The sequence below is a fragment of the Vibrio sp. Scap24 genome (genome assembly GCF_013394185.1).
GTDB classification, from domain to species: Bacteria; Pseudomonadota; Gammaproteobacteria; order Enterobacterales; family Vibrionaceae; genus Vibrio; species Vibrio pomeroyi.
On sequence record NZ_CP041332.1, the window covers coordinates 3,039,524 to 3,059,262 of the forward strand.

19 protein-coding genes are annotated in these 19,739 nt (G+C 44.3%); 10 read left to right on the forward strand and 9 right to left on the reverse strand.

What is annotated here, in order from left to right; translation table 11 throughout:
- The first annotated feature begins 34 nt into the window (after nt 1-34).
- Genes hisA through hisIE form a run of 3 tightly spaced genes read left to right on the forward strand, consistent with a single transcriptional unit; the run spans nt 35 to nt 2,174 of the window.
- Nucleotides 35-772, forward strand: coding sequence for a 1-(5-phosphoribosyl)-5-[(5-phosphoribosylamino)methylideneamino]imidazole-4-carboxamide isomerase (hisA, locus tag FLM53_RS13605; protein ID WP_012604374.1), 738 nt, complete (start codon nt 35-37; stop codon nt 770-772).
- Nucleotides 754-1,527: an imidazole glycerol phosphate synthase subunit HisF gene (hisF, locus tag FLM53_RS13610; RefSeq protein ID WP_176681630.1), complete on the forward strand. Its 774-nt coding sequence runs from the start codon at nt 754-756 to the stop codon at nt 1,525-1,527. Before hisA ends, hisF begins: the two co-directional genes overlap by 19 nt.
- Nucleotides 1,524-2,174 (forward strand): bifunctional phosphoribosyl-AMP cyclohydrolase/phosphoribosyl-ATP diphosphatase HisIE, encoded by a 651-nt coding sequence (gene hisIE, locus FLM53_RS13615; RefSeq protein ID WP_176681629.1) that lies wholly within the window; start codon nt 1,524-1,526, stop codon nt 2,172-2,174. The genes hisF and hisIE overlap by 4 nt, the downstream gene beginning before the upstream one ends.
- Before the next feature lie 177 nt (nt 2,175-2,351).
- On the opposite strand, the gene FLM53_RS13620 is transcribed toward hisIE, so the two are convergent.
- The 4 genes from FLM53_RS13620 to FLM53_RS13635 all read right to left on the reverse strand — a co-directional run bounded on the left by FLM53_RS13620 (nt 2,352) and on the right by FLM53_RS13635 (nt 5,649).
- The gene (locus tag FLM53_RS13620; protein WP_176681628.1) at nt 2,352-2,876 is read right to left on the reverse strand and encodes a YchJ family protein; all 525 of its coding nucleotides are present in this window, start codon (nt 2,874-2,876) and stop codon (nt 2,352-2,354) included.
- Nucleotides 2,877-2,994: 118 nt separating this feature from the next.
- Nucleotides 2,995-4,212, reverse strand: coding sequence for an EAL and HDOD domain-containing protein (locus FLM53_RS13625; RefSeq protein ID WP_176681627.1), 1,218 nt, complete (start codon nt 4,210-4,212; stop codon nt 2,995-2,997).
- A gap of 111 nt (nt 4,213-4,323) precedes the next feature.
- The gene (gene lpxH, locus FLM53_RS13630) at nt 4,324-5,070 is read right to left on the reverse strand and encodes a UDP-2,3-diacylglucosamine diphosphatase (protein WP_176681626.1); all 747 of its coding nucleotides are present in this window, start codon (nt 5,068-5,070) and stop codon (nt 4,324-4,326) included.
- Nucleotides 5,071-5,154: 84 nt separating this feature from the next.
- Nucleotides 5,155-5,649, reverse strand: a complete 495-nt coding sequence (locus tag FLM53_RS13635) for a peptidylprolyl isomerase (RefSeq protein ID WP_017060275.1) — start codon at nt 5,647-5,649, stop codon at nt 5,155-5,157.
- Between the two features lie 190 nt (nt 5,650-5,839).
- On the opposite strand from FLM53_RS13635, the gene cysS reads away from it, so the two are divergent.
- Nucleotides 5,840-7,225 carry a cysteine--tRNA ligase gene (gene cysS / locus FLM53_RS13640; RefSeq protein ID WP_176681625.1) on the forward strand — a complete coding sequence of 462 codons (1,386 nt, stop codon included), beginning with the start codon at nt 5,840-5,842 and terminating at the stop codon, nt 7,223-7,225.
- 96 nt (nt 7,226-7,321) lie between these two features.
- Nucleotides 7,322-7,900, forward strand: coding sequence for a thymidine kinase (locus FLM53_RS13645; RefSeq protein WP_048658319.1), 579 nt, complete (start codon nt 7,322-7,324; stop codon nt 7,898-7,900).
- 100 nt (nt 7,901-8,000) lie between these two features.
- On the opposite strand, the gene FLM53_RS13650 is transcribed toward FLM53_RS13645, so the two are convergent.
- The 3 genes from FLM53_RS13650 to FLM53_RS13660 form a co-directional block, all read right to left on the reverse strand.
- A complete protein-coding gene (locus FLM53_RS13650; RefSeq protein WP_176681624.1) occupies nt 8,001-8,666 on the reverse strand; it encodes a YdcF family protein in 666 nt (221 codons plus the stop codon).
- A complete protein-coding gene (locus FLM53_RS13655) occupies nt 8,659-9,513 on the reverse strand; it encodes an NAD(P)H-binding protein (protein WP_176681623.1) in 855 nt (284 codons plus the stop codon). The genes FLM53_RS13650 and FLM53_RS13655 overlap by 8 nt, the downstream gene beginning before the upstream one ends.
- A 114-nt stretch (nt 9,514-9,627) precedes the next feature.
- Entirely contained in the window at nt 9,628-9,858 is a 231-nt protein-coding gene (locus FLM53_RS13660) for a TIGR02647 family protein (RefSeq protein ID WP_017630468.1), read from the reverse strand.
- Between the two features lie 260 nt (nt 9,859-10,118).
- Here FLM53_RS13660 and FLM53_RS13665 point away from each other — a divergent pair, with 260 nt between their 5' ends.
- Together FLM53_RS13665 and focA are read left to right on the forward strand one after the other, a co-directional pair.
- Nucleotides 10,119-11,423, forward strand: coding sequence for an ATPase (locus FLM53_RS13665; RefSeq protein WP_176681622.1), 1,305 nt, complete (start codon nt 10,119-10,121; stop codon nt 11,421-11,423).
- Nucleotides 11,424-11,785: 362 nt separating this feature from the next.
- Nucleotides 11,786-12,628, forward strand: a complete 843-nt coding sequence (focA, locus tag FLM53_RS13670; protein WP_048614492.1) for a formate transporter FocA — start codon at nt 11,786-11,788, stop codon at nt 12,626-12,628.
- Nucleotides 12,629-12,982: 354 nt separating this feature from the next.
- Here focA and FLM53_RS13675 read toward each other — a convergent pair whose 3' ends face one another.
- On the reverse strand, nt 12,983-13,777 hold the full coding sequence (locus tag FLM53_RS13675; RefSeq protein ID WP_176681621.1) for an ABC transporter permease: 795 nt from the start codon (nt 13,775-13,777) through the stop codon (nt 12,983-12,985).
- Between the two features lie 437 nt (nt 13,778-14,214).
- Between FLM53_RS13675 and torE the strand changes: the two genes are divergently transcribed.
- Genes torE through torA form a run of 3 tightly spaced genes read left to right on the forward strand, consistent with a single transcriptional unit; the run spans nt 14,215 to nt 18,116 of the window.
- The gene (gene torE, locus FLM53_RS13680; RefSeq protein ID WP_010440051.1) at nt 14,215-14,397 is read left to right on the forward strand and encodes a trimethylamine N-oxide reductase system protein TorE; all 183 of its coding nucleotides are present in this window, start codon (nt 14,215-14,217) and stop codon (nt 14,395-14,397) included.
- 50 nt (nt 14,398-14,447) lie between these two features.
- Nucleotides 14,448-15,629, forward strand: coding sequence for a pentaheme c-type cytochrome TorC (gene torC, locus FLM53_RS13685; RefSeq protein ID WP_065205537.1), 1,182 nt, complete (start codon nt 14,448-14,450; stop codon nt 15,627-15,629).
- 24 nt (nt 15,630-15,653) lie between these two features.
- Nucleotides 15,654-18,116 (forward strand): trimethylamine-N-oxide reductase TorA, encoded by a 2,463-nt coding sequence (gene torA, locus FLM53_RS13690; RefSeq protein ID WP_176681620.1) that lies wholly within the window; start codon nt 15,654-15,656, stop codon nt 18,114-18,116.
- Between the two features lie 317 nt (nt 18,117-18,433).
- Here torA and FLM53_RS13695 read toward each other — a convergent pair whose 3' ends face one another.
- Entirely contained in the window at nt 18,434-19,648 is a 1,215-nt protein-coding gene (locus FLM53_RS13695; RefSeq protein ID WP_176681619.1) for a putative manganese transporter, read from the reverse strand.
- Nucleotides 19,649-19,739: the final 91 nt, after the last annotated feature.

Consider the following 19,739-nt stretch of genomic DNA (forward strand, 5'->3'; position numbering starts at 1 on the left):
GGCAGCGGCCAACGTTGCCATATAAGGAATGTAAATGATTATTCCCGCATTAGATTTAATTGAAGGTCAAGTAGTTCGCTTATTCCAAGGTGATTACGGGCAAGTAACAGAATACAAAGTAGACCCTGCAGAGCAGTTTAACCTATATCACCAAGCTGGCGCAGGTTGGCTTCACCTTGTTGACTTAACGGGTGCAAAAGACACAACCGCCCGTCAACTTGACCTAATCGCAAAGCTACTTGCTAGCACGCCTGCCAATATTCAAATTGGTGGTGGTGTTCGTAATGAGCAAGATGTGGTCGACCTACTTGAAGCTGGCGCGCAACGTGTTGTTGTTGGCTCAACAGCGGTTAAGCAACCTGAACTTGTAAAAGGTTGGATGGAAAAATACGGCGCTGAGAAAATCGTACTGGCTCTGGATATCAACATCGACGAAAGCGGCACTCGTAAAGTGGCGATTTCAGGTTGGCAAGAAGATTCAGGCGTTACGATTGAAGCGCTGATTGAAGATTATCTAACAGTGGGTCTTAAACACGTTCTGTGTACCGACATTTCACGTGATGGCACGTTAGAAGGATCAAACGTAGAGCTTTACGTTGATCTTTGTAAGCAGTACCCACAGGTTCAATTCCAATCATCGGGCGGCATCGGCAGCCTAGCGGATATCGAAGCTCTAAAAGGCAGCGGTGTTGCTGGTGTGATTGTTGGTCGCGCGTTACTTGATGGCAAGTTTACCGCAGAGGAGGCATTTGCATGTTGGCAAAGCGAATAATCCCTTGTTTGGATGTCCGTGACGGACAAGTGGTTAAGGGCGTTCAGTTCCGTAACCACGAAATCATTGGCGATATCGTTCCGTTAGCACAGCGCTACGCGGAAGAGGGCGCTGATGAATTAGTATTTTACGATATCACAGCATCAAGCGATGGTCGTGTCGTCGACAAGAGCTGGGTGAAACGTGTCGCAGAAGTGATTGATATTCCTTTCTGTGTAGCTGGTGGTATTAAATCAGCAGAAGATGCAGCGCGCATTCTAGAGTTTGGTGCGGATAAAGTATCGATCAACTCGCCTGCACTGGCTAACCCTCAATTGATCACTGACCTTGCTGATAAGTTCGGCGTGCAGTGTATCGTTGTTGGTATCGACTCATACTTCGACAAAGAAACAGGTAAGTATCAGGTTTACCAATTTACTGGTGATGAAGCGCGTACCAAAGCGACCAAATGGGAAACCAAAGATTGGGTGCAGGAAGTACAGAAGCGTGGCGCCGGTGAGATTGTATTAAACATGATGAACCAAGATGGCGTTCGTAACGGTTACGATATCGAGCAGCTCAACATGGTGCGCGAAGTGTGTAATGTGCCACTGATTGCTTCGGGTGGCGCAGGTGCGATGGAGCACTTTGCTGAAGCCTACAACAAGACCAACGTGGACGGGGCATTAGCGGCTTCGGTATTCCACAAGCAAGTCATCAATATTGGTGAACTTAAACAGTACTTAAAACAACAAGATGTAGAGGTGCGACTATGAGTTTTGAAACCGCAAGCTTATCAAAAGCAGCAGTAGGCGCATTATCAGAGCGTATTAACTGGGAAAAAGTAGATGGTTTAGTGCCAGCTATTGTTCAAGATTACCAATCGAGCCAAGTGTTGATGATGGGATACATGAACCCAGCAGCACTTGAGAAAACCGGTGAAACGGGTCAAGTAACCTTTTTCTCACGCACTAAAGAGCGTTTGTGGACGAAAGGTGAGACCTCGGGCAATGTTCTGCGACTGGTGAACATGTCACTTGATTGCGACAACGACACCTTGTTGGTAAAAGTGAACCCAATTGGTCCAACGTGCCACTTAGGTAACACCACATGTTGGGATGTCGATCCGCAAGAAGAGACCCAGATGGTGTGGCTTCATCAACTTGAGCAGCTACTGGCTGCCCGCAAGGACGCAGATCCTGAGTCTTCTTATACTGCCAGTTTATATGCCCGTGGCACCAAGCGTATTTCGCAAAAAGTGGGCGAAGAAGGCGTTGAAGTCGCGCTTGCGGCGACGTCGGGCGATAAGGCGGAGTTAGTGTGTGAATCAGCAGATTTGATTTACCACCTAATGGTTCTTCTTCAAGACCAAGGTCTATCGATGAACGACGTAGTGAATAAACTTAAAGAGCGCCATAAGTAAGCTCTCTTTAGATTCGCTGAACCACGTAAAAGATAGATAAAAGCCCCGTAAACAACCATGTTTACGGGGCTTTTTAGCGTTCTTGAATGTATTGCTTCACCTTTAGGCCTCGTCATTCCGAGGAGCCTAAGCGACATCAGGAATCTTTTTAGTACTCAGCTCTCTGAAGTCTCAGCATTAGCCGCAGCACTTTTTATACTTCTTACCGCTACCACAAATACAAGGGTCATTGCGGCCGATCTTGAAGCTCTCTACGGTTTGGTTTAGGCGCGGGTCAATCTCTGGCTCTGTTAGCTCTTCATGTTCGTTTTCTTGCTCTGGGAACTCACCATCGATATAGAACCAAAGGCAATCTTCACGAACGAAACGCGAGCGCTCTTGCATGCCGTATTGCGCGCCGTCTTCATTGAAGTAGGCTTTAAACTCGACAAAGCCTTCGTTCTCGTGTGAGCCACCGGCGGTATCAATGACTTCTAAGCCAGCCCAATCACTATCGATAGATTCTGCAATACCTTCTCTTTGAGCTTCTGCATTACAGCTAGGGTGGTAAGTCGCAATAACATAATCAACTAACCCCAACACGTGCGCTGAATAACGTGAGCGCATCAATTGCTCAGGTGTTTCAACTGAACTGTGATTAAGGTGCGCTGATTCGCAGCATTGTTGGTAAGTATTTTTGCTACCGCACGGGCATAAAGACATAGTCAAATCCTGTAAAAATGGCCTCTATTAAGAGGCCATAAATGAATGCGTTGGAGTTTACCAAGAAACGATCGCTCACCAAAGCTTAGTTTCTATTGAAGTGGTTATTAGAAGTGAATTATCTCAAGGCTGGTGAAAGTAGCTCTTGTGCCCAATTCGTTGCTTCATCGTAAGCTTGGCCTAATTGAGCCTCGCTGAGCTTGAGAAGTTTACGAATGCGCGTTGCTTCATCCCATCGAGCTTGCTCATAAGCTATAACCATAGCCAAAATGGCACCTAACACGCCCTTGCGTTGGATAAGGGCCTGTTTAATCTCGTCGTCGATTGGCACTGAGTCCAATACTTGCTTCAACGGTTGGTCAAACAGTGAATCCAGCAACGAGAACATACCAGTTAGGAAGGCTTGTCCGGGCTCAACCTTCACATTCATTTTCTCGACTAAGAGCTCACATTGACGTGCGCGTAATACCGCTAAACCGTAGAGTGAATCTGGCTTGTCTTCTTTCGCTGATGCGATCGCCACAAGTGAAACGAACTTACGCAGTTTTTGCTCGCCTAGGTAAATCAGTGCTTGGCGGAATGAACGAATGGTCGTTGCTGAGCCGCCAGCCGAGTTCACATAAGCGAGTAGCTTATAAGATAGGGTCACATCCAGAGTGATCAGACGCTCTACTTCACTAAAGTCGATAGGATCGTTAGCGATCTCTTTCAACAGTTGAACAATGGTCAAAAAAGCAGGGTTGAGCGCACGAGTTTGAATCATTTCCGGCTTACTAAAGAAGTAGCCTTGGAAGTAGGAGAACCCAGCTTGGTTCGCTTCTTGGTACTCGTCGTAAGTCTCGACCTTTTCAGCAAGGAACTTGATATTTAGCCCTTTGAGAGAGTTCATGAACATCGAAGCTTTCGCAATAGAGATCAAACGGATATCAAACTTGATAATAGAGACGTAAGGTAAGAAACGTTTCCACGCTTTACTTGGCACAAAGTCATCCAATGCGATGGTATAACCCGCATCGTAGATAGCTTTAATGGCTTCAAGTAGCTCGTCTGTTGGTTCGCAGTCTTCAAGAACCTCGACTACGAGGCTTTCTTTTGGAAATAGGGTAGGGACCAAGTTAATCAGGCTTGCATAAGGAAAGTTCACGAACCCCAGCTTATCACCCAGCGTATTATAGTGGGTTGATAAAAAGTGGTCGGAAAGCAAACGGCTAGTAGCGAGCTCCGGTTCTACTTCAGGGAAAGTGTTCTTAGGACCATCCCTGAATAGCAACTCGTAACCTATGGTTTTCTTATCTGTATCGAGTATTGGTTGACGCGCTACGTATGAATATTTCAACTTGGTACTGTGTTCGGTTTATTTCTGATAGAGAGATAATAGCTAATTCAGTGGAAATTACCATACACAATCTAAGAAAGTCTGACCGACAATAATAATCAAAGTGAAAGTTTAAGACTGATGTTGAAAGCTATTGCTAAACTCTCGATTCTGTAGTTCAAAACTTTGCGGAGTGAACACCAGCACTGAGCCTTGCGTATACCAATCGCCAAGTACGATACGGGTTTTAGTGCAATTATTAGCATTGAAGGCGTGGATGTCAGGGCGATGAGTGTGGCCGTGAATCATTAGATCAACGTTGTTTCGTTCCATCACATCTTCGACTTCTTGTTGTGTCACATCCATGATATCGAGAGACTTAGTTTGTTTGTCATCTTTGATATCAGATTGAACCTTCGAGACGATCTTCTTCTTGATGAAAAATGGAATTCTGTTGAAGACCCATTGTAGCCACGGTTGATGCACTTTTTCGCGGAAAGCGAGGTATTTTACATCTTCGGTGCATAGGGTATCACCATGTAACACAACCGCTTTTTGGCCGTAGATATCGATTGTCGATACTTCGTCTAGTAGTTTCACGCCGGTTTGCTTAGCAAATTTTTTGCCGACAAGGAAATCACGGTTACCTTGAGTGAAGTAGCAAGGTACGCCTGTTTTCACCAAATCAATAAACGCTTGGCGAATAGAGGTCGCGAACTCACTCTTATCGTCGTCACCAATCCAGAATTCGAAAAGGTCGCCTAACACATAAAGTGCATCCGCCTCTACCGCTTCATTTTTCATGAAGGTTAGGAAGCAGTCAGTGATGTCTTGTCGTGACGGAGCAAGGTGCAGGTCTGATATAAAATATGTTTTCATAGGTCTAAAAAAAGGGAGCGATTCGCTCCCTATATCCTGATTTTATCGGCTCATCAATTATTAATACTAATCGAAAGCAAGTAATTAAGCTTCGATTGTAGTACCAGTGATGATCACTTCTTCTAGAGGTACATCTTGGTGCATACCCATAGAACCAGTGCTAACACCTTTGATCTTGTTTACGATGTCCATGCCTTCAACAACTTCTGCGAATACACAGTAGCCCCAACCGTCTAGGCTTTCGCTACGGAAGTTTAGGAAAGAGTTGTCGTTAACGTTGATGAAGAACTGAGAGCTCGCTGAATGCGGTTCCATAGTACGAGCCATTGCTAGCGTACCAACTTTGTTCGCTAGACCGTTGTTTGCTTCGTTCTTGATAGTTGCACGAGTTGCCTTTTCTTTAAGGCCAGAAGTCATGCCGCCGCCTTGAATCATGAAACCATCGATAACACGGTGGAATAGTGTGTTGTCGTAGAAACCGTCACGGCAATACTGTAGGAAGTTTGCGCTTGTTTCTGGTGCTTTTTCTTCGTTTAGTTGAACTTTGATGTCACCAAAATTTGTGTGAAGGATGATCATGATTGTTACCTTACTGTCTTTTTAATATGAAGTTCGAATTCTAGCGCATGTTGGCGGACTTTCAAATCATCAAATCATTCACTTAACTCGGATGTTTAAAGTAATTCCTGCTTTTGGGGATTACCTATTAAGGTATGACTTGTTATACTGCGAGCTTATTTTTGATTAATCCATAAAATAGATAGAGATCATGCTGAAGATATATAACACGCTCACAAGACAGAAAGAGGAATTCAAACCAATTACAGCTGGCAAAGTCGGCATGTATGTCTGTGGGGTAACCATATACGATCTCTGTCACATCGGTCATGGTCGTACGTTCGTTTCTTTCGACGTAGTAACTCGCTACCTTCGTTACCTTGGTTACGATTTGAACTTCGTTCGTAACATCACAGATATCGATGACAAAATCATCAAGCGTGCTAACGAAAACGGCGAGTCTTGTGACTCTCTGACTGAGCGTTTAATTGGCGAAATGCACGCTGATTTCGATGCATTGAACATGAAGCGTCCAGACGTTGAACCTCGTGCAACAGAGTTCATTTCTGAAATCATCGAACTTGTTGAAAAGCTAATTGAACGCGGCTACGCATATGTTGCAAGTAACGGCGACGTAATGTTCGAAGTTAAGAAGTTTGAAGAATACGGTAAGCTTTCTAAGCAAGACCTTGATCAGCTTCAAGCTGGCGCTCGTGTTGACGTAGACTCAGCAAAACGTAGCCCGCTAGATTTCGTTGTTTGGAAGATGTCTAAGCCAGGTGAACCAACATGGGAATCACCATGGGGTCCAGGTCGTCCAGGCTGGCACATTGAATGTTCAGCAATGAACTCGTCTATTCTAGGTAACCACTTCGATATCCACGGTGGCGGCTCAGATCTGCAATTCCCACACCATGAAAACGAAATCGCGCAATCTTGCTGTGCACATGGTACTGACTATGTAAACACATGGATGCACAGTGGCATGGTGATGGTAGACAGAGAAAAAATGTCTAAGTCACTAGGTAACTTCTTCACTATCCGTGATGTGCTAGCATACTACGATGCTGAAACAGTGCGTTACTTCTTAATGTCTGGTCACTACCGTAGCCAACTGAACTACAGTGAAGATAACCTAAACCAAGCTCGCGCATCTTTAGAGCGTCTATACACGTCACTTCGTGGCCTAGACCTTACTGCAGCTCCTGCTGGTGGCGAAGAGTACGTAACTCGCTTCTCTACTGCGATGAACGACGACTTCAATACGCCTGAAGCTTACTCAGTGCTGTTTGAAATGGCGCGTGAAATCAACCGTATCAAGCCTGAGAGCATTGAAAAAGCAAGCGGACTTGGTGCATTGATGCGTGAACTAGCAGACATCATCGGTATTCTTCACCAAGAACCAGAAGCCTTCCTACAAGGTGATGCGGCTGGTAACGATGACGAAGTGGCTGAAATCGAAGCGTTGATCAAACTGCGTAACGATTCTCGTGCTTCTAAGGATTGGGCAAATGCCGATCTTGCACGTGACAAGCTCAACGAGTTGGGCATCGTTCTAGAAGATGGCCCTGAAGGCACGACTTGGCGTCGTAAGTAAATCTTATAAAAAGGGCTGATTTTCAGCCCTTTTTTCTAGCAAAAATTCTCTAATTTCACCTTTTCATATTCAATTTTATTTAACAGGAATATTTCTGTGGCTCAGATGTATTTTTACTACTCGGCAATGAATGCGGGTAAATCAACAACGCTTCTTCAATCGTCATTCAACTACCAAGAACGCGGTATGACGCCAGTGATCTTCACAGCGGCTCTGGATGATCGCTATGGTATCGGTAAAGTAAGCTCTCGAATTGGTCTGCAATCTGAAGCTCAACTGTTTAAAAACGACACCAACATGTTTGATGCGATCAAAAAGCTAAACGATGAAGAGAAACGTCATTGTGTTTTGATTGATGAGTGTCAGTTCTTATCGAAAGAGCAGGTATACCAACTAACAGAAGTAGTGGATAAGCTGCACATTCCTGTACTGTGTTACGGTTTACGTACTGACTTCTTGGGTGAACTGTTTGAAGGCAGCCGTTACTTGTTGTCTTGGGCCGATAAACTAGTTGAGCTGAAAACGATTTGTCATTGCGGTCGTAAAGCGAACATGGTGATTCGTACTGATGAGCACGGTGTTGCGATTGCTGAAGGTGACCAAGTTGCCATTGGTGGTAACGACAAATATGTGTCTGTCTGCCGTTTGCACTATAAAGAAGCGTTAGGTAAATAACAGCTTATTAATGTTTCGGCAATAGCTGAAATACTAAGCAATAGAATTAGAAACGGTGGCCAAGTGCCACCGTTTTTGTTTTCTGATTGGTCATTGCTATTTATTCAAAGTCGAGCTTCTTAATCGTTAAATAGGCGTGATCAACCTCCTCGGAAATCGGCATTTCGATCTGGAAGCCTTTAGCAGGGTAGGACTTGATGCGCTCAAAATCGGCCACTAACGCACCTAAAACCATGTCCAATGGCAACTCTTCATTAAAGTAATCGACCCAATCTTGCCACTTTGATGTCACGGTGATTTCTGTCGCAGCTTCAGGCCACTGTTTACTGAAGGTCGCGTAAGTACGTTTCTCCATAAAGGGTTTCTGTACCAAGGTCAGTCTTTTTGGAGATAGCCCTCGCTCAGTTAGTAACTGATGAGTGAAGCGGACATTCTCTCCAGTATTGGATGCGTGTTTCTCAATGATAATGTCTGAATCTGGCACGCCACAGTCGCGGGCAATAGCAGCGAAGGTTTCTGCTTCTGAGCGATCAAAGCTGCCCTCGGTAAAGCGTCCGACACCACCAGAAAAAACAATGTATGGTGCAATCTTTTGGTGATAGAGCTCGGCTGCGTATTCAGCAACACGAGTATCGTTGCTACACAGTACAAAAATGCAGTCTGAGGACGAAACCTTGTGACCCATAGACATGAAATTCCAAAGGGTGTCGATCGCGCGGTGCAGTTTAATGTTGGGCTCTTTCTTAGCTATAGATTGTTCAGTCATGCAGTGCGTCCAATGTGGATTCGAATTTAAACGAATAACCTAAGTCGAGAATCTTTTTCGAAGAGATCAGCTTGTCTGGTGTATCAACAACTGGTGGCAGAGGCTCGCTACTATTCGCGCTTTTCAGTGCCGCGGCATAAAACTCCGCCTTACTCACGGTGTTTGGCGTAGTCACATTAACCACTTCATTGTGAAGCTGGTTAATAGCGAAGTCGACGGCGCCAATGGCATCATCAAGATGAAGCATGTTAGCCGGAGCTTGAGTGCTCACTTGCTTCAATTTACTTGCAAACCTCGATGGGTGGCGACTTGGACCGATTAAGCCACTAAAGCGAAGAATGGTGTAATCGATACCTGAATCTATCACCAATTGTTCAGCATGCAGCATGACACGCGCGTTATCGGAAAATGAAGATGCGTGCTCTTTATCTGAGGTGGAGAGGAACAGTGAGGCATCTTGCTCATTTAATACACCGGGTTTGGTTGGGTATACGGTAGTTGAGCTAACCATTATGAGCTTCTTAACGTTCGCCTTCTGACAAGCACTGGTTAGTTGCTGCCAGTAATCGGCATACTCTTGACCTGCACCTTTTCGAAAACCTGGAGGGAAACTGCCTATTACAATCTCAGCATTGTTTTCGAGTAACAGCGAATAGAGTTGTCCGATAGTTTGCTCAGCCTGTGATGCGTTAAAGCTGAATACTTCACAGGGAATACGCTCATTACCGATGGTGTCTGCACCGGCTTGGGTCGTCTTGGTGACGACCACTCGGTTACCATGTCTCTCTAGATGCTCAGATAAAGGGGCGCCTACCCATCCTGCACCGACAATAAATATAGAAGCCATCTGTACCTCACAACGACAAGCTATGGATTTAGAATAAGCCTAACAAACCTTTGCCCAAAAATGAAAAAACTCCACGGCCGAAGCGAGTGGAGTTTTTACTAGAACAATGAAGCTTTATTTAAGTACGCGAAGTAGTTTGTCTGCGCGCTCTGCCATCTCGATACCTTCATCTGTTAGGTAACCGCCGTCTGGCTGAGTACAAAGGTTCTTTTCGAATAGGCGCTTAACAGCGTCTTGAGTTTCTTGAGCAGCCTCTTGATGAACTTTAATGCCCGTAGCTGCGCTACTTACATCAAATTGAAGAAGGAGGTTTAAATCAGCAATATGTTCAGCGTTGTACTTCATAATTAACCTATATATTCATAACGTTCTCTACCTTCACCTTAGTGCGCATTCACAACTCAGGCAATAGCAAATAAATAGAATTGATAAGTGATACCAAATTGAATGATTAATCGACGTATGATGGGTTTATTTTGGTTAGATTGGGTGATTTGCAGCCACTTAAATTACGAATGATGTTTATTGCTAAGTGGTTGTAATATATTGTGGGACTAGAAATATATTGCATTCAGCTAATATTGAATAAAAAAGGAAATGCATCAGTGAGAGCGAACAAAGTAGCATTAGTTATTAGTATGCTATTTGCTATCTCAGGTTGTCAAAGCACACCCTCAGAGCAGACAGACGCGAACCAAACCACGAACAACAATGAATCAACCGTAGAGGTCCGTTCTTTCCAGTCTGTCCAAAGCGTTTACTCCGAATGGGAAGTTAAGCTTGAAGACCATGCTCAATTGTCTCTCTATGCACCAGAGAATTACAATGAACTGTTAGACGCATGGGACGATGCTGAAAGCATCTATGCGGACTTACTGAAAGACGAGTCTCGCCTGACGAAGAGCTACTCGATTTTTTCTAGCCTAACTTATGCTGAAGCTTTTGATGAAAAAATCGCTTTGATCAAATCGAACTATGATGCGATCTTAGCGCTCAAGAAAAAGGCTGACCGAGTATTAGCCGATTCGATTGTACAAATGGATTACCTTAAGTTTCTTGGCGCAGACACCATGTTTACGTCGAGCTATAAGAGGTTGTATTCAGAATACAGCGAGCTATTCGAGTACGTGTTAGTCGACGAACTGGAAGATGCACAAGAAGCTCAAGTTGAATTCCTCAATAACGCTCGTTTGCTAGAAGTGAAAGTGGCACACAAGAAATACATTGAGCCTTTGAAGGATGAGTTAGAGTTCTTAGAAGATGAAGATTTTGATGACGTTGTTCCATTAACGTTTGCTAAGGCCGCTGCTCAAATCGCGCTGGCAGAAAACCAAGTGAAAGCAAGCCCACGTGAAAAGTCGATCATTCAAGATGCGGTTCAAGCGGCCGAGTTTGAATTGAACCACGTGCGCAGCGTCGCTCATGAAGTGAAAGTGCTGGCGAGCGTGAAAGGGGACAAGTTTGAGCAGTCGGTATTGAACGCTGAGAACCAGTTGCTGAGCATTTCACAAGTGGTGAATGATGAAGATTACCGTGACGTTGTGCTGCGTATTCAGTCTCAAAAGATTGTAGAGAGTGTCAAAGCGTTAAAAAGCTCAGACATGACCTCTTTATTAAAGTCAGAGATCGAAACGTTGACTGAGCAATTAGCTAAGCTTGAAAGTGAAAACCAGCAACAAGCACAGCAATTGTCTGAAGCGACCAAACACAATCAGCTATTGGATGAGCAGGTGATTAAGAGTGATGCTCATATCAAAAGCTTGGAAGAGTTGGTGGATAGCTTGAAAAGCTTAGGTGGTAAGGTAGCGAATGAAAGCGATTCCGACCTTACGCCAACTAACGTTGAATCTAACCTCGAAGATGCGGCTTTAGATCAATCATCAGAAGAAGTGATTGAACCTTCGGTTTAGCATAACCAATGTCTTTATTTGTGACTGACTTAAAAGCGCCTCAGGGCGCTTTTTTACGTTCTGTTGATCTATGTCAAAATCTGAAAATAAAAGCCCTCAAAACACGTCTATAGTGTACGTCATTCTTTTGGTTTTAACGTAACTTGTTGATATTTATAGATGTGTTGTTTTTATCGTTGGTAAGTTTTCATTCATCAAACTTTTCTTTTTACTACTAAAGTCGTAAGAAATTTCAATATCATTGGAGGTTTGGCGTTTTCTTGGTTGTTGAAGGAAATTCGAGCATAAAATAGCTCTTGAATTAAGAAATGAAAGAGAGGATTATCGCGCTCCCGACGACATGTTTCAAAATGTAAATCATCATGAATCTAAACCAATTTGACTCATTATTACCGCCACAAATGGCTGAGCGCGCTGCAGATATTGGCGTAGGTAAAGCAACCAAAGATCCAATCAAATCTTTTCTCCTAGCGATTTCAGCTGGTATCCATATCGGTATTGCGTTTGTGTTCTACACCATCGTTACCACCGGTGCTGGTGATTTGCCATGGGGCATTACACGTTTATTAGGTGGCTTGGCATTTAGCTTAGGCTTGATCCTCGTTGTTGTTACTGGCGGTGAGCTGTTTACAAGTTCGGTGTTAACTCTGGTGGCGCGCGCAAGTGGCAAGATCACTTGGCGTACACTCGTTAAGAACTGGGCGACAGTTTATGTGGGCAACTTGATCGGTGCTTTGTTGCTGGTGGCCTGTATGCTTCTGACCAAACAATACATGTTTGACCACGGCCAAGTGGGCTTAAACGCGATGGCGATTTCCCAACATAAGATGCACCATGATTTCATCCAAGCTATCGCACTAGGTATTATGTGTAATGTATTGGTTTGTATCGCAGTATGGATGACATTCAGTGGACGCACATTGACCGACAAAATCGCGGTAATGATTCTGCCTGTTGCGATGTTTGTATCAGCAGGTTTTGAGCACTGTATTGCCAACATGTTCCAAGTTCCATTAGCAATCGGCATCAAAACATTTGCCCCTGCTGAATTCTGGACAATGACGGGCGCTAACCCTGCGGATTACGTTGACCTGAACATGATGGACTTTCTGATGAACAACTTGCTGCCCGTTACTATAGGTAACATCATTGGTGGCGGTATCTTTGTTGGTATGTGGTACTGGTTAATCTACCTACGTGACTAATAAAGAATACGCGATCAACAAAGATTGCGTGACAAGTTCAGTCGAGGAGAGTCGTTAAAGCTCAGCGAAACAATCGAATTGACATATGACACTTACAAGACGGTCTGCATTGCAGGCCGTTTTTTATTTGTGGAAAACCATTCTTTTTGTTGATCTATTTGTCATCAGAAGAGACAACAGCGTTGATCAACATGTGTGCATATGTCTTTGAAATTACCCAAGGATCAATAGCAATGATCTTTCGAATGGTCGAAATGGACAAAAAAGGATCTATATTGATTTGGTTATCCACAGTTTCTGTGGATAACCTGTCTCAAACTCAGTGAGTAACCAGATCTAAGGGGAGTGGAGAGGCTATTTTGCCGGTTTTATTTGAGCGAGAACTCGCCCTTCTTTTGTCAGAGAAGTCTTCAATGAGAGGTGAAGAGCCAGCGCCAAAGAGCAGCTCATCATCACGAAAATAGCCAACATGATCATCAGTTGATATTTAATGGCGATCATCGGTGAAGCGCCTCCTAAAATCTGACCAGTCATCATTCCTGGCAGTGTCACTAAGCCTGTGGTCGCCATAGAAGCCATAATTGGAGACATCGCTTTCTGTATCGCGTTACGTACAAAAGGTGTAGCAGCGTAGGTTGGAGACGCACCTAGCGCGATTGCCGCTTCATATTCTGATTTCTGCGTTTCAAAAGCACCAAACAAGTTCTGCAATGCCACTATATTACTGCTTAAGCTATTCCCCAATAACATACCTGCAATAGGGATAAGGTACTGCGCATTGAAAACCGGTGTTGGTTTAATAATGAAAAAGCAGATAAACAAAACGATAGGGACGCAGGTTACGGCAAGGCTAACGGCAACAGGCGCTAATAATAGCTGCCTTGGTAGCCTAGACTTCTCAACAATTGAGCTCGCACCGACAATTATCATGGCAAACAGCCACAACAAATTGACCCACAAACTATTCAAAGTGAACAAATATTCTAGGTAAAGACCCACAAGAAACAGCTGAATAACCATGCGAATGATGCTGATAGAGGCTTCTTTTCCAAGGCCGAGTTTCAGCTTGTGGTTGATGGCAATGGGCAGCAAGAGAAGTGAACTGAAGAACAACAACTGCCACCAAGATATATCAATAACGTCTTGCATAGTGCTTCCTTTTAAGTAGGCCTCCATCATATCTGAAAGTGCCAAATGATGCATTTCAGCTTCAAACCCGTCGATTCAAAAAGTGCTCAATTATTTAACAACCAAAGTACAAAATATTGGTTGTTTGAGGCTTTTTTGGCTACTACTTAGTAGGTAAAACGTTAAAATTAGTTACAATGTAGTTATATAATTGTTGGTTTTTAACATTTGTGAAATATACTTAATTCTTCACATTTGTTAATACTTTTTAATAACTTTGTTTAACTAAAAACAAGTTTGGATGAGCTCAAAAAAGTATTGATTAGCAAGGGTTATAAGGGGAGATTTGATTGAACCCTACTTTGAGTATGGTCTAAAATTTGTTGTTAGATACTCAAGAACTTTAGCCCCATAGAATGGGTTACTCGAAATTACTAAATACAAAATAGGCAAAATGTATGAGTGATGTTAAAAAAATTGAAACTGGCGAAAAACGCTCGTTGGAGTGGAAGTCATTCCTCTTCATTGCGGTGGTTCTCTTTCCAATATTAAGTGTGGCTTTTGTAGGCGGTTACGGCTTCATAGTTTGGGCACTACAAGTATTCGTATTCGGACCTCCTGGTGCTCACGGCGGCATGTAATGCCCTCTAGTAACAACATTTTTTAGAATCAATATTTAAGAGAGCTAAACATGAAATCATTTTTAGTTAAATTATGGCGCACAATGACTCGCCCTGCGGTACACATCAGTCTTGGTGTACTAACTATGGGTGGCTTTATCGCCGGTGTTATTTTCTGGGGCGGTTTTAACACAGCTCTAGAGCACACAAATACAGAAGAATTCTGTGTAAGCTGTCACACCATGCGTGACAACGTATACGTAGAACTACAAGAAACGGTTCACTGGAAAAACACTTCTGGTGTACGCGCGACTTGTCCTGACTGTCACGTTCCACATGAATGGACAGCAAAAATCGCTCGTAAGATGCAAGCATCTAAAGAAGTATTCGCTCAAGTATTTGGTGACCTAGATACACCTGAGAAATTCGAAGCTCGTCGTATCGAATTGGCTAAACATGAATGGGATCGTTTCTCTTCGAACAAATCTCTAGAGTGTAAAAACTGCCACAACTACGATTCAATGGATTTCGAAAACATGCGCCCAACAGCGCGTATCCAAATGAAGAACGCGGCAGAGCGTGATCAAAGCTGTGTTGACTGCCACAAAGGTATTGCTCACAACCTTCCATTAGATATGGCATCAGCAAGCGGTATTGTTGGCGAGCTAGAAAATGTAGCAAGCAGCACATCTTACGCAAATGGTTCAGACGTAATCTCTATTCGTCACCTACCAATGTATACGGATGAGACAGCAACAGTTGAAGCGGGTCTATTAAGCCCTGCAAGTAAAGTTGCAGTGATCGACGAAAAAGGCGACATGATTAAGATTCAAATCGACGGTTGGCGTAAAGCGAAAGGCTTCGGACGTGTAATCCAAGAAGACTTCGGTATGAACATCTCGACTGCAATCTTGACGAAAGACGTATCTCAAAGTGACGTAATCACTGTTGGTGAGAAGAAAGAAGATGAGCTAACTGGTCTTCCTTGGGAAGAAGTTAACCTAGCACTTTGGATGAAGAAAGAGTCTATGGTTGATAACTTCGATCCAATCTGGAACGCAGCTGGTCAAGCGTACCAATCTAACTGTTCAACGTGTCACTCACAGCCAGATGAAGCTCACTTCAGCGCTAACGGTTGGGTAGGCATGCTAGATGGTATGATTGCGTTCGTTAACTTCGATACAGATACAGAAGCACTTGTTCTTAAGTATCTACAGAAGCACTCATCAGATTTTTCTGAAGGCCATCACTAATAAGACGTCAATTGGAGTAACACAATGGCAATTACAAGAAGAAGTTTTCTGAAAGGTGTCGCTACCACAAGTGCGGCATCGGTTATCGGTCCAAGCTTATTGGCGTCGGCATCAGCGTCTGCTGCAGAAACAGACGGCGCGTGGAAAGTCTCTGGTTCTCACTGGGGTGCATTCCGAGCTCGTGTTTATGCGGGTAAAGTACAAGAAATTAAACCTCTAGAAATCGATCAACACCCAACTGAGATGTTGAAAGGTATTAAAGGTATTATCTACAGCCCATCACGTGTGCGTTACCCAATGGTTCGCCTAGATTGGTTGAAGAAGCATAAATACAGCGCAGAGACGCGTGGTAACAACCGCTTTATTCGTGTGACTTGGGATGAGGCACTAGACCTTGTTTACCGTGAACTAGAGCGCGTACAGAAAGATTACGGTCCATGGGCGCTTCACACCGGTCAAACTGGTTGGAGACAAACTGGTCAGTTCCACAGCTGTACTAACCACATGCAACGTGCAATGGCACTTCACGGTTACTCTGTGAAGAAAATCGGTGACTACTCAACAGGTGCTGGTCAAACGATCATGCCTTACGTACTAGGTTCTACTGAAGTTTACGCGCAAGGTACATCTTGGGAACTTATCCTAGAAAACAGTGACAACATTGTTCTTTGGGGTAACGATCCAGTGAAAAACCTGCAAGTAGGTTGGACATGTGAGACGCACGAGTCGTTCGCATACCTAGAACAGCTGAAAGAAAAAGTTGCTAAGAAAGAGATCAACGTTGTTTCTGTTGACCCTGTTAAGAACAAAACAGGTCGTTACCTAGAAAACGAGCAAATGTACATCAACCCACAAACTGATGTAGCGTTCATGCTGGGTGTTGCTCACGTTCTTTACAACGAAGACCTATACGACAAGAAGTTCATCGAAACTTACTGTCTAGGTTTTGAAGACTTCATCAAGTACGTTCAAGGTGAAACGAAAGATAAAGTTGAGAAAACACCAGAATGGGCTGCAGAAATCTGTGGTGCAAGCGCTGACTCAATCCGTGAATTCGCTAAGATGCTGGTTAACGGTCGTACACAGATTCTTGTTGGTTGGAGTATCCAGCGTCAAGAGCACGGTGAACAGCCTTACTGGATGTGTGCAGTTATCGCAGCAATGGTTGGCCAAATTGGTCTTCCAGGCGGTGGTATCTCTTACGGTCACCACTACTCTGGTATCGGTGTATCTTCAACTGGCTTCGCTGCTCCGGGTTCATTCCCGTTGAACATCGACCAAGGTCAATCGCCTAAGCACACTAACACTGATTACAACGGTTACAGCCGCGTAATCCCTGTTGCTCGTTGGGTAGATAGCCTGCTAGAGCCTGGTAAGAAGATCAAAGCAAACGGCGCTACAGTAACACTGCCTGACATCAAGATGATGGTATTCAGTGGTAACAACCCGTGGCACCACCACCAAGATCGCAACAAGATGCGTAAAGCATTCAAGAGCCTGCAAACTGTAGTGGCTGTTGATTTTGCTTGGACTGCAACTTGTCGTCACTCTGACATCGTGCTTCCAGCATGTACTCAGTGGGAACGTAACGATATTGATGGTTACGGCGCATACTCTGGCCGTGGTTTGATCGCGATGCACAAGCTAGTGGATCCTCTGTTCCAGTCTAAGACTGACTTCGAGATCATGTCTAGCCTGACTAAGCGTTGGGGTCGTTACGATGATTACACGCGTGGTATGGACGAAATGCAGTGGGTTAAATCTCTGTACGACGAATGTCGCGCTTCAAACGAAGGCAGCTTTGAGATGCCTGAGTTCGCTGAGTTCTGGGAAAAAGGTTTCCTAGACTTCGGTAAAGGTAAGCCATGGACTCGTCACGCTTCATTCCGTGAAGATCCAGAGATCAACGCACTAGGTACACCTTCTGGTTTCATCGAAATCACAAGCCGTACTGTTGGCAACATGGGTTACGAGCACTGTCAAGAACACCCAATGTGGTTCGAGAAATCTGAACGTTCACACGGTGGTCCAGGCTCTGACAAACACCCGTACTGGCTACAATCTTGTCACCCAGACAAGCGTCTTCACTCACAGATGTGTGAATCTGAAGAGTGGCGTGCGACTTACGCGGTACAAGGCCGTGAGCCAATCTACATCAACCCAACAGATGCTAAGAAGAAAGGCATCAAAGATGGCGATGTAGTACGCGTGTTCAACGACCGTGGTCAACTACTGGCAGGTGCTGTTCTGATGGATAGCTACGCTCCTGGTGTTGTTCGTATCGAAGAAGGTGCTTGGTACGGCCCGATCAACGAGAAAGTGGGCGCGCTAGATACATACGGCGATCCAAACACACTAACTCAAGATATCGGTACGTCTGAACTTGCTCAAGCAACGTCAGCAAACACGTGTTTGGTTAACTTCGAGAAGTTCCAAGGCAAACTGCCTCCAGTAACTTCATTCGGTGGTCCAATCGAAGTAGCTTAAGCTTCTCGCTTAAGAGCAGAGATTAAAGCCCCTGTAAGCGTTCTTACAGGGGCTTTTTGTATTTCTGATATCTACACAAAGATTTCTAATTAAGTCTTGTAGTCGCGTTTATGAAGGCTTTCTACGGGGGAGCTATAACGTATGGATTGAGATAAATTGAACAAGTAACGTGGTAACAGCTATAGAGTAAAGGAAGAGGGTGTTTTGAGGGGGGCTTTCTTAAGAGCAAGGTCGTCGACAGCAAAAAGGCCGATACAAAGTACCGGCCTATTAGAAACCTATGGAGTGAAGCCTAAATCTTGAATAGAAACTTAAGCCTACAGCTCGAACATAAACCAATAACCGTATGCACAGATCAAAGCAGGTACACTCGAATACAAGGTGGCGACAAGAGCTGCTTTAGGTGCCATGGCAATCGCAGGGAATAGCGCGTCTCCATCATTTGAAATCGCATTACCAACCTGAGCTGAAAGTGGAAGCGCACCCGACAGGTACAAGCTAGTGACCAATAATTGTGGACCACAGCCAGGTAGCAAGCCCATCAACACGCCCGCCAGGGGGAGCATGATCCCCCAACTTGAGAATAACGTCGCAAAATCCACATTTGCTAGCACAGAGCCAAATTCAAAGAAAAGAAAGGCAACCACAACCCACGCTGTTACAAAGTTGGTGTCTTGAGCTGTTTTTTGCAGTGGATGAGAGCCTAAACATTTCTCATCTTCACTTACTGCTGATTTGTAATCTTCAATTTCTCGAGTAAGGCCCCATAGAAACATCGAGCTAATCAGTAAAATTGTTCCCGCCCATTCCATCGACATTTCAGGCAACGCGAGTAACTCGTTTACGTCCACTTGAAAAGAGCCAAGTAGAGCCACCGCAGCGCCGGGAATAATCAGCACTGACCATAGGTAGCCTTGCAGGTTGATCGCTTTTTTAGAGACGGATTCTTTGTCTTGAGATTGAGATAAGCAACTGCGAACGGCTTCATTTTGCTCAGCCTGTTTTGGACGTAAAAAGTCATCCGCATGGAATAGGTTAATGATTCGACCTGACGCCGTGCCCACAATTACACCCATCGCCATCATAGCTAGACCGGTTTTGGGTTCACTTGCTATCAACAAGAAGGCAGCATCGCCCATGGTGGAGACCAGCACGGCCACAACCGCACCAAACCCGAGTTTGCCGGATATAAATTGCGTAGTAACCACAATTGCACCACCACAACCGGGTAATGCGCCCATGAGTGCAGCAAATACAACTTGGTTTGAACGAGACTGATGTACAAGCTTGTTGAAGACGTTGTCTTTGTTGATGTAAAGGCTTAACCAGTGGTAAATCGCCAAGGTTAAAGCAACGTAGCAAGACACTGCCCAGAACGCGTCTGACAGAGTGGTCACCGTCAATTCACGTGTAGCGGGAGCTGCCACAAGAGCGGCAAGTGAGATAGGTAATAGCAGTCGCTTAAATGACAGTGAAAACTGAGTTGTTTTCGAAGCACGACTGCTTGGCAAAAAAGAGATTAGACGATCCATAGGTGTTACTCAAAATTAGTGGCTTAAGATAAATATATACGAATGATAATAATTATCAATTGCATTTGTTGTTTTTTTATCTATTGTTACT

Bases quoted from the DNA above. Each gene is read 5' to 3' on its own strand.
- FLM53_RS13620 (WP_176681628.1), bottom strand. From the start codon at position 2,876: ATGTCTTTATGCCCGTGCGGTAGCAAAAATACTTACCAACAATGCTGC.
- torE (WP_010440051.1), top strand. From the start codon at position 14,215: ATGAGTGATGTTAAAAAAATTGAAACTGGCGAAAAACGCTCGTTGGAG.
- torA (WP_176681620.1), top strand. From the start codon at position 15,654: ATGGCAATTACAAGAAGAAGTTTTCTGAAAGGTGTCGCTACCACAAGT.
- FLM53_RS13675 (WP_176681621.1), bottom strand. From the start codon at position 13,777: ATGCAAGACGTTATTGATATATCTTGGTGGCAGTTGTTGTTCTTCAGT.
- FLM53_RS13695 (WP_176681619.1), bottom strand. From the start codon at position 19,648: ATGGATCGTCTAATCTCTTTTTTGCCAAGCAGTCGTGCTTCGAAAACA.
- hisF (WP_176681630.1), top strand. From the start codon at position 754: ATGTTGGCAAAGCGAATAATCCCTTGTTTGGATGTCCGTGACGGACAA.
- FLM53_RS13655 (WP_176681623.1), bottom strand. From the start codon at position 9,513: ATGGCTTCTATATTTATTGTCGGTGCAGGATGGGTAGGCGCCCCTTTA.
- focA (WP_048614492.1), top strand. From the start codon at position 11,786: ATGAATCTAAACCAATTTGACTCATTATTACCGCCACAAATGGCTGAG.
- FLM53_RS13660 (WP_017630468.1), bottom strand. From the start codon at position 9,858: ATGAAGTACAACGCTGAACATATTGCTGATTTAAACCTCCTTCTTCAA.
- FLM53_RS13650 (WP_176681624.1), bottom strand. From the start codon at position 8,666: ATGACTGAACAATCTATAGCTAAGAAAGAGCCCAACATTAAACTGCAC.
- hisIE (WP_176681629.1), top strand. From the start codon at position 1,524: ATGAGTTTTGAAACCGCAAGCTTATCAAAAGCAGCAGTAGGCGCATTA.
- hisA (WP_012604374.1), top strand. From the start codon at position 35: ATGATTATTCCCGCATTAGATTTAATTGAAGGTCAAGTAGTTCGCTTA.
- cysS (WP_176681625.1), top strand. From the start codon at position 5,840: ATGCTGAAGATATATAACACGCTCACAAGACAGAAAGAGGAATTCAAA.
- torC (WP_065205537.1), top strand. From the start codon at position 14,448: ATGAAATCATTTTTAGTTAAATTATGGCGCACAATGACTCGCCCTGCG.
- FLM53_RS13635 (WP_017060275.1), bottom strand. From the start codon at position 5,649: ATGATCATCCTTCACACAAATTTTGGTGACATCAAAGTTCAACTAAAC.
- lpxH (WP_176681626.1), bottom strand. From the start codon at position 5,070: ATGAAAACATATTTTATATCAGACCTGCACCTTGCTCCGTCACGACAA.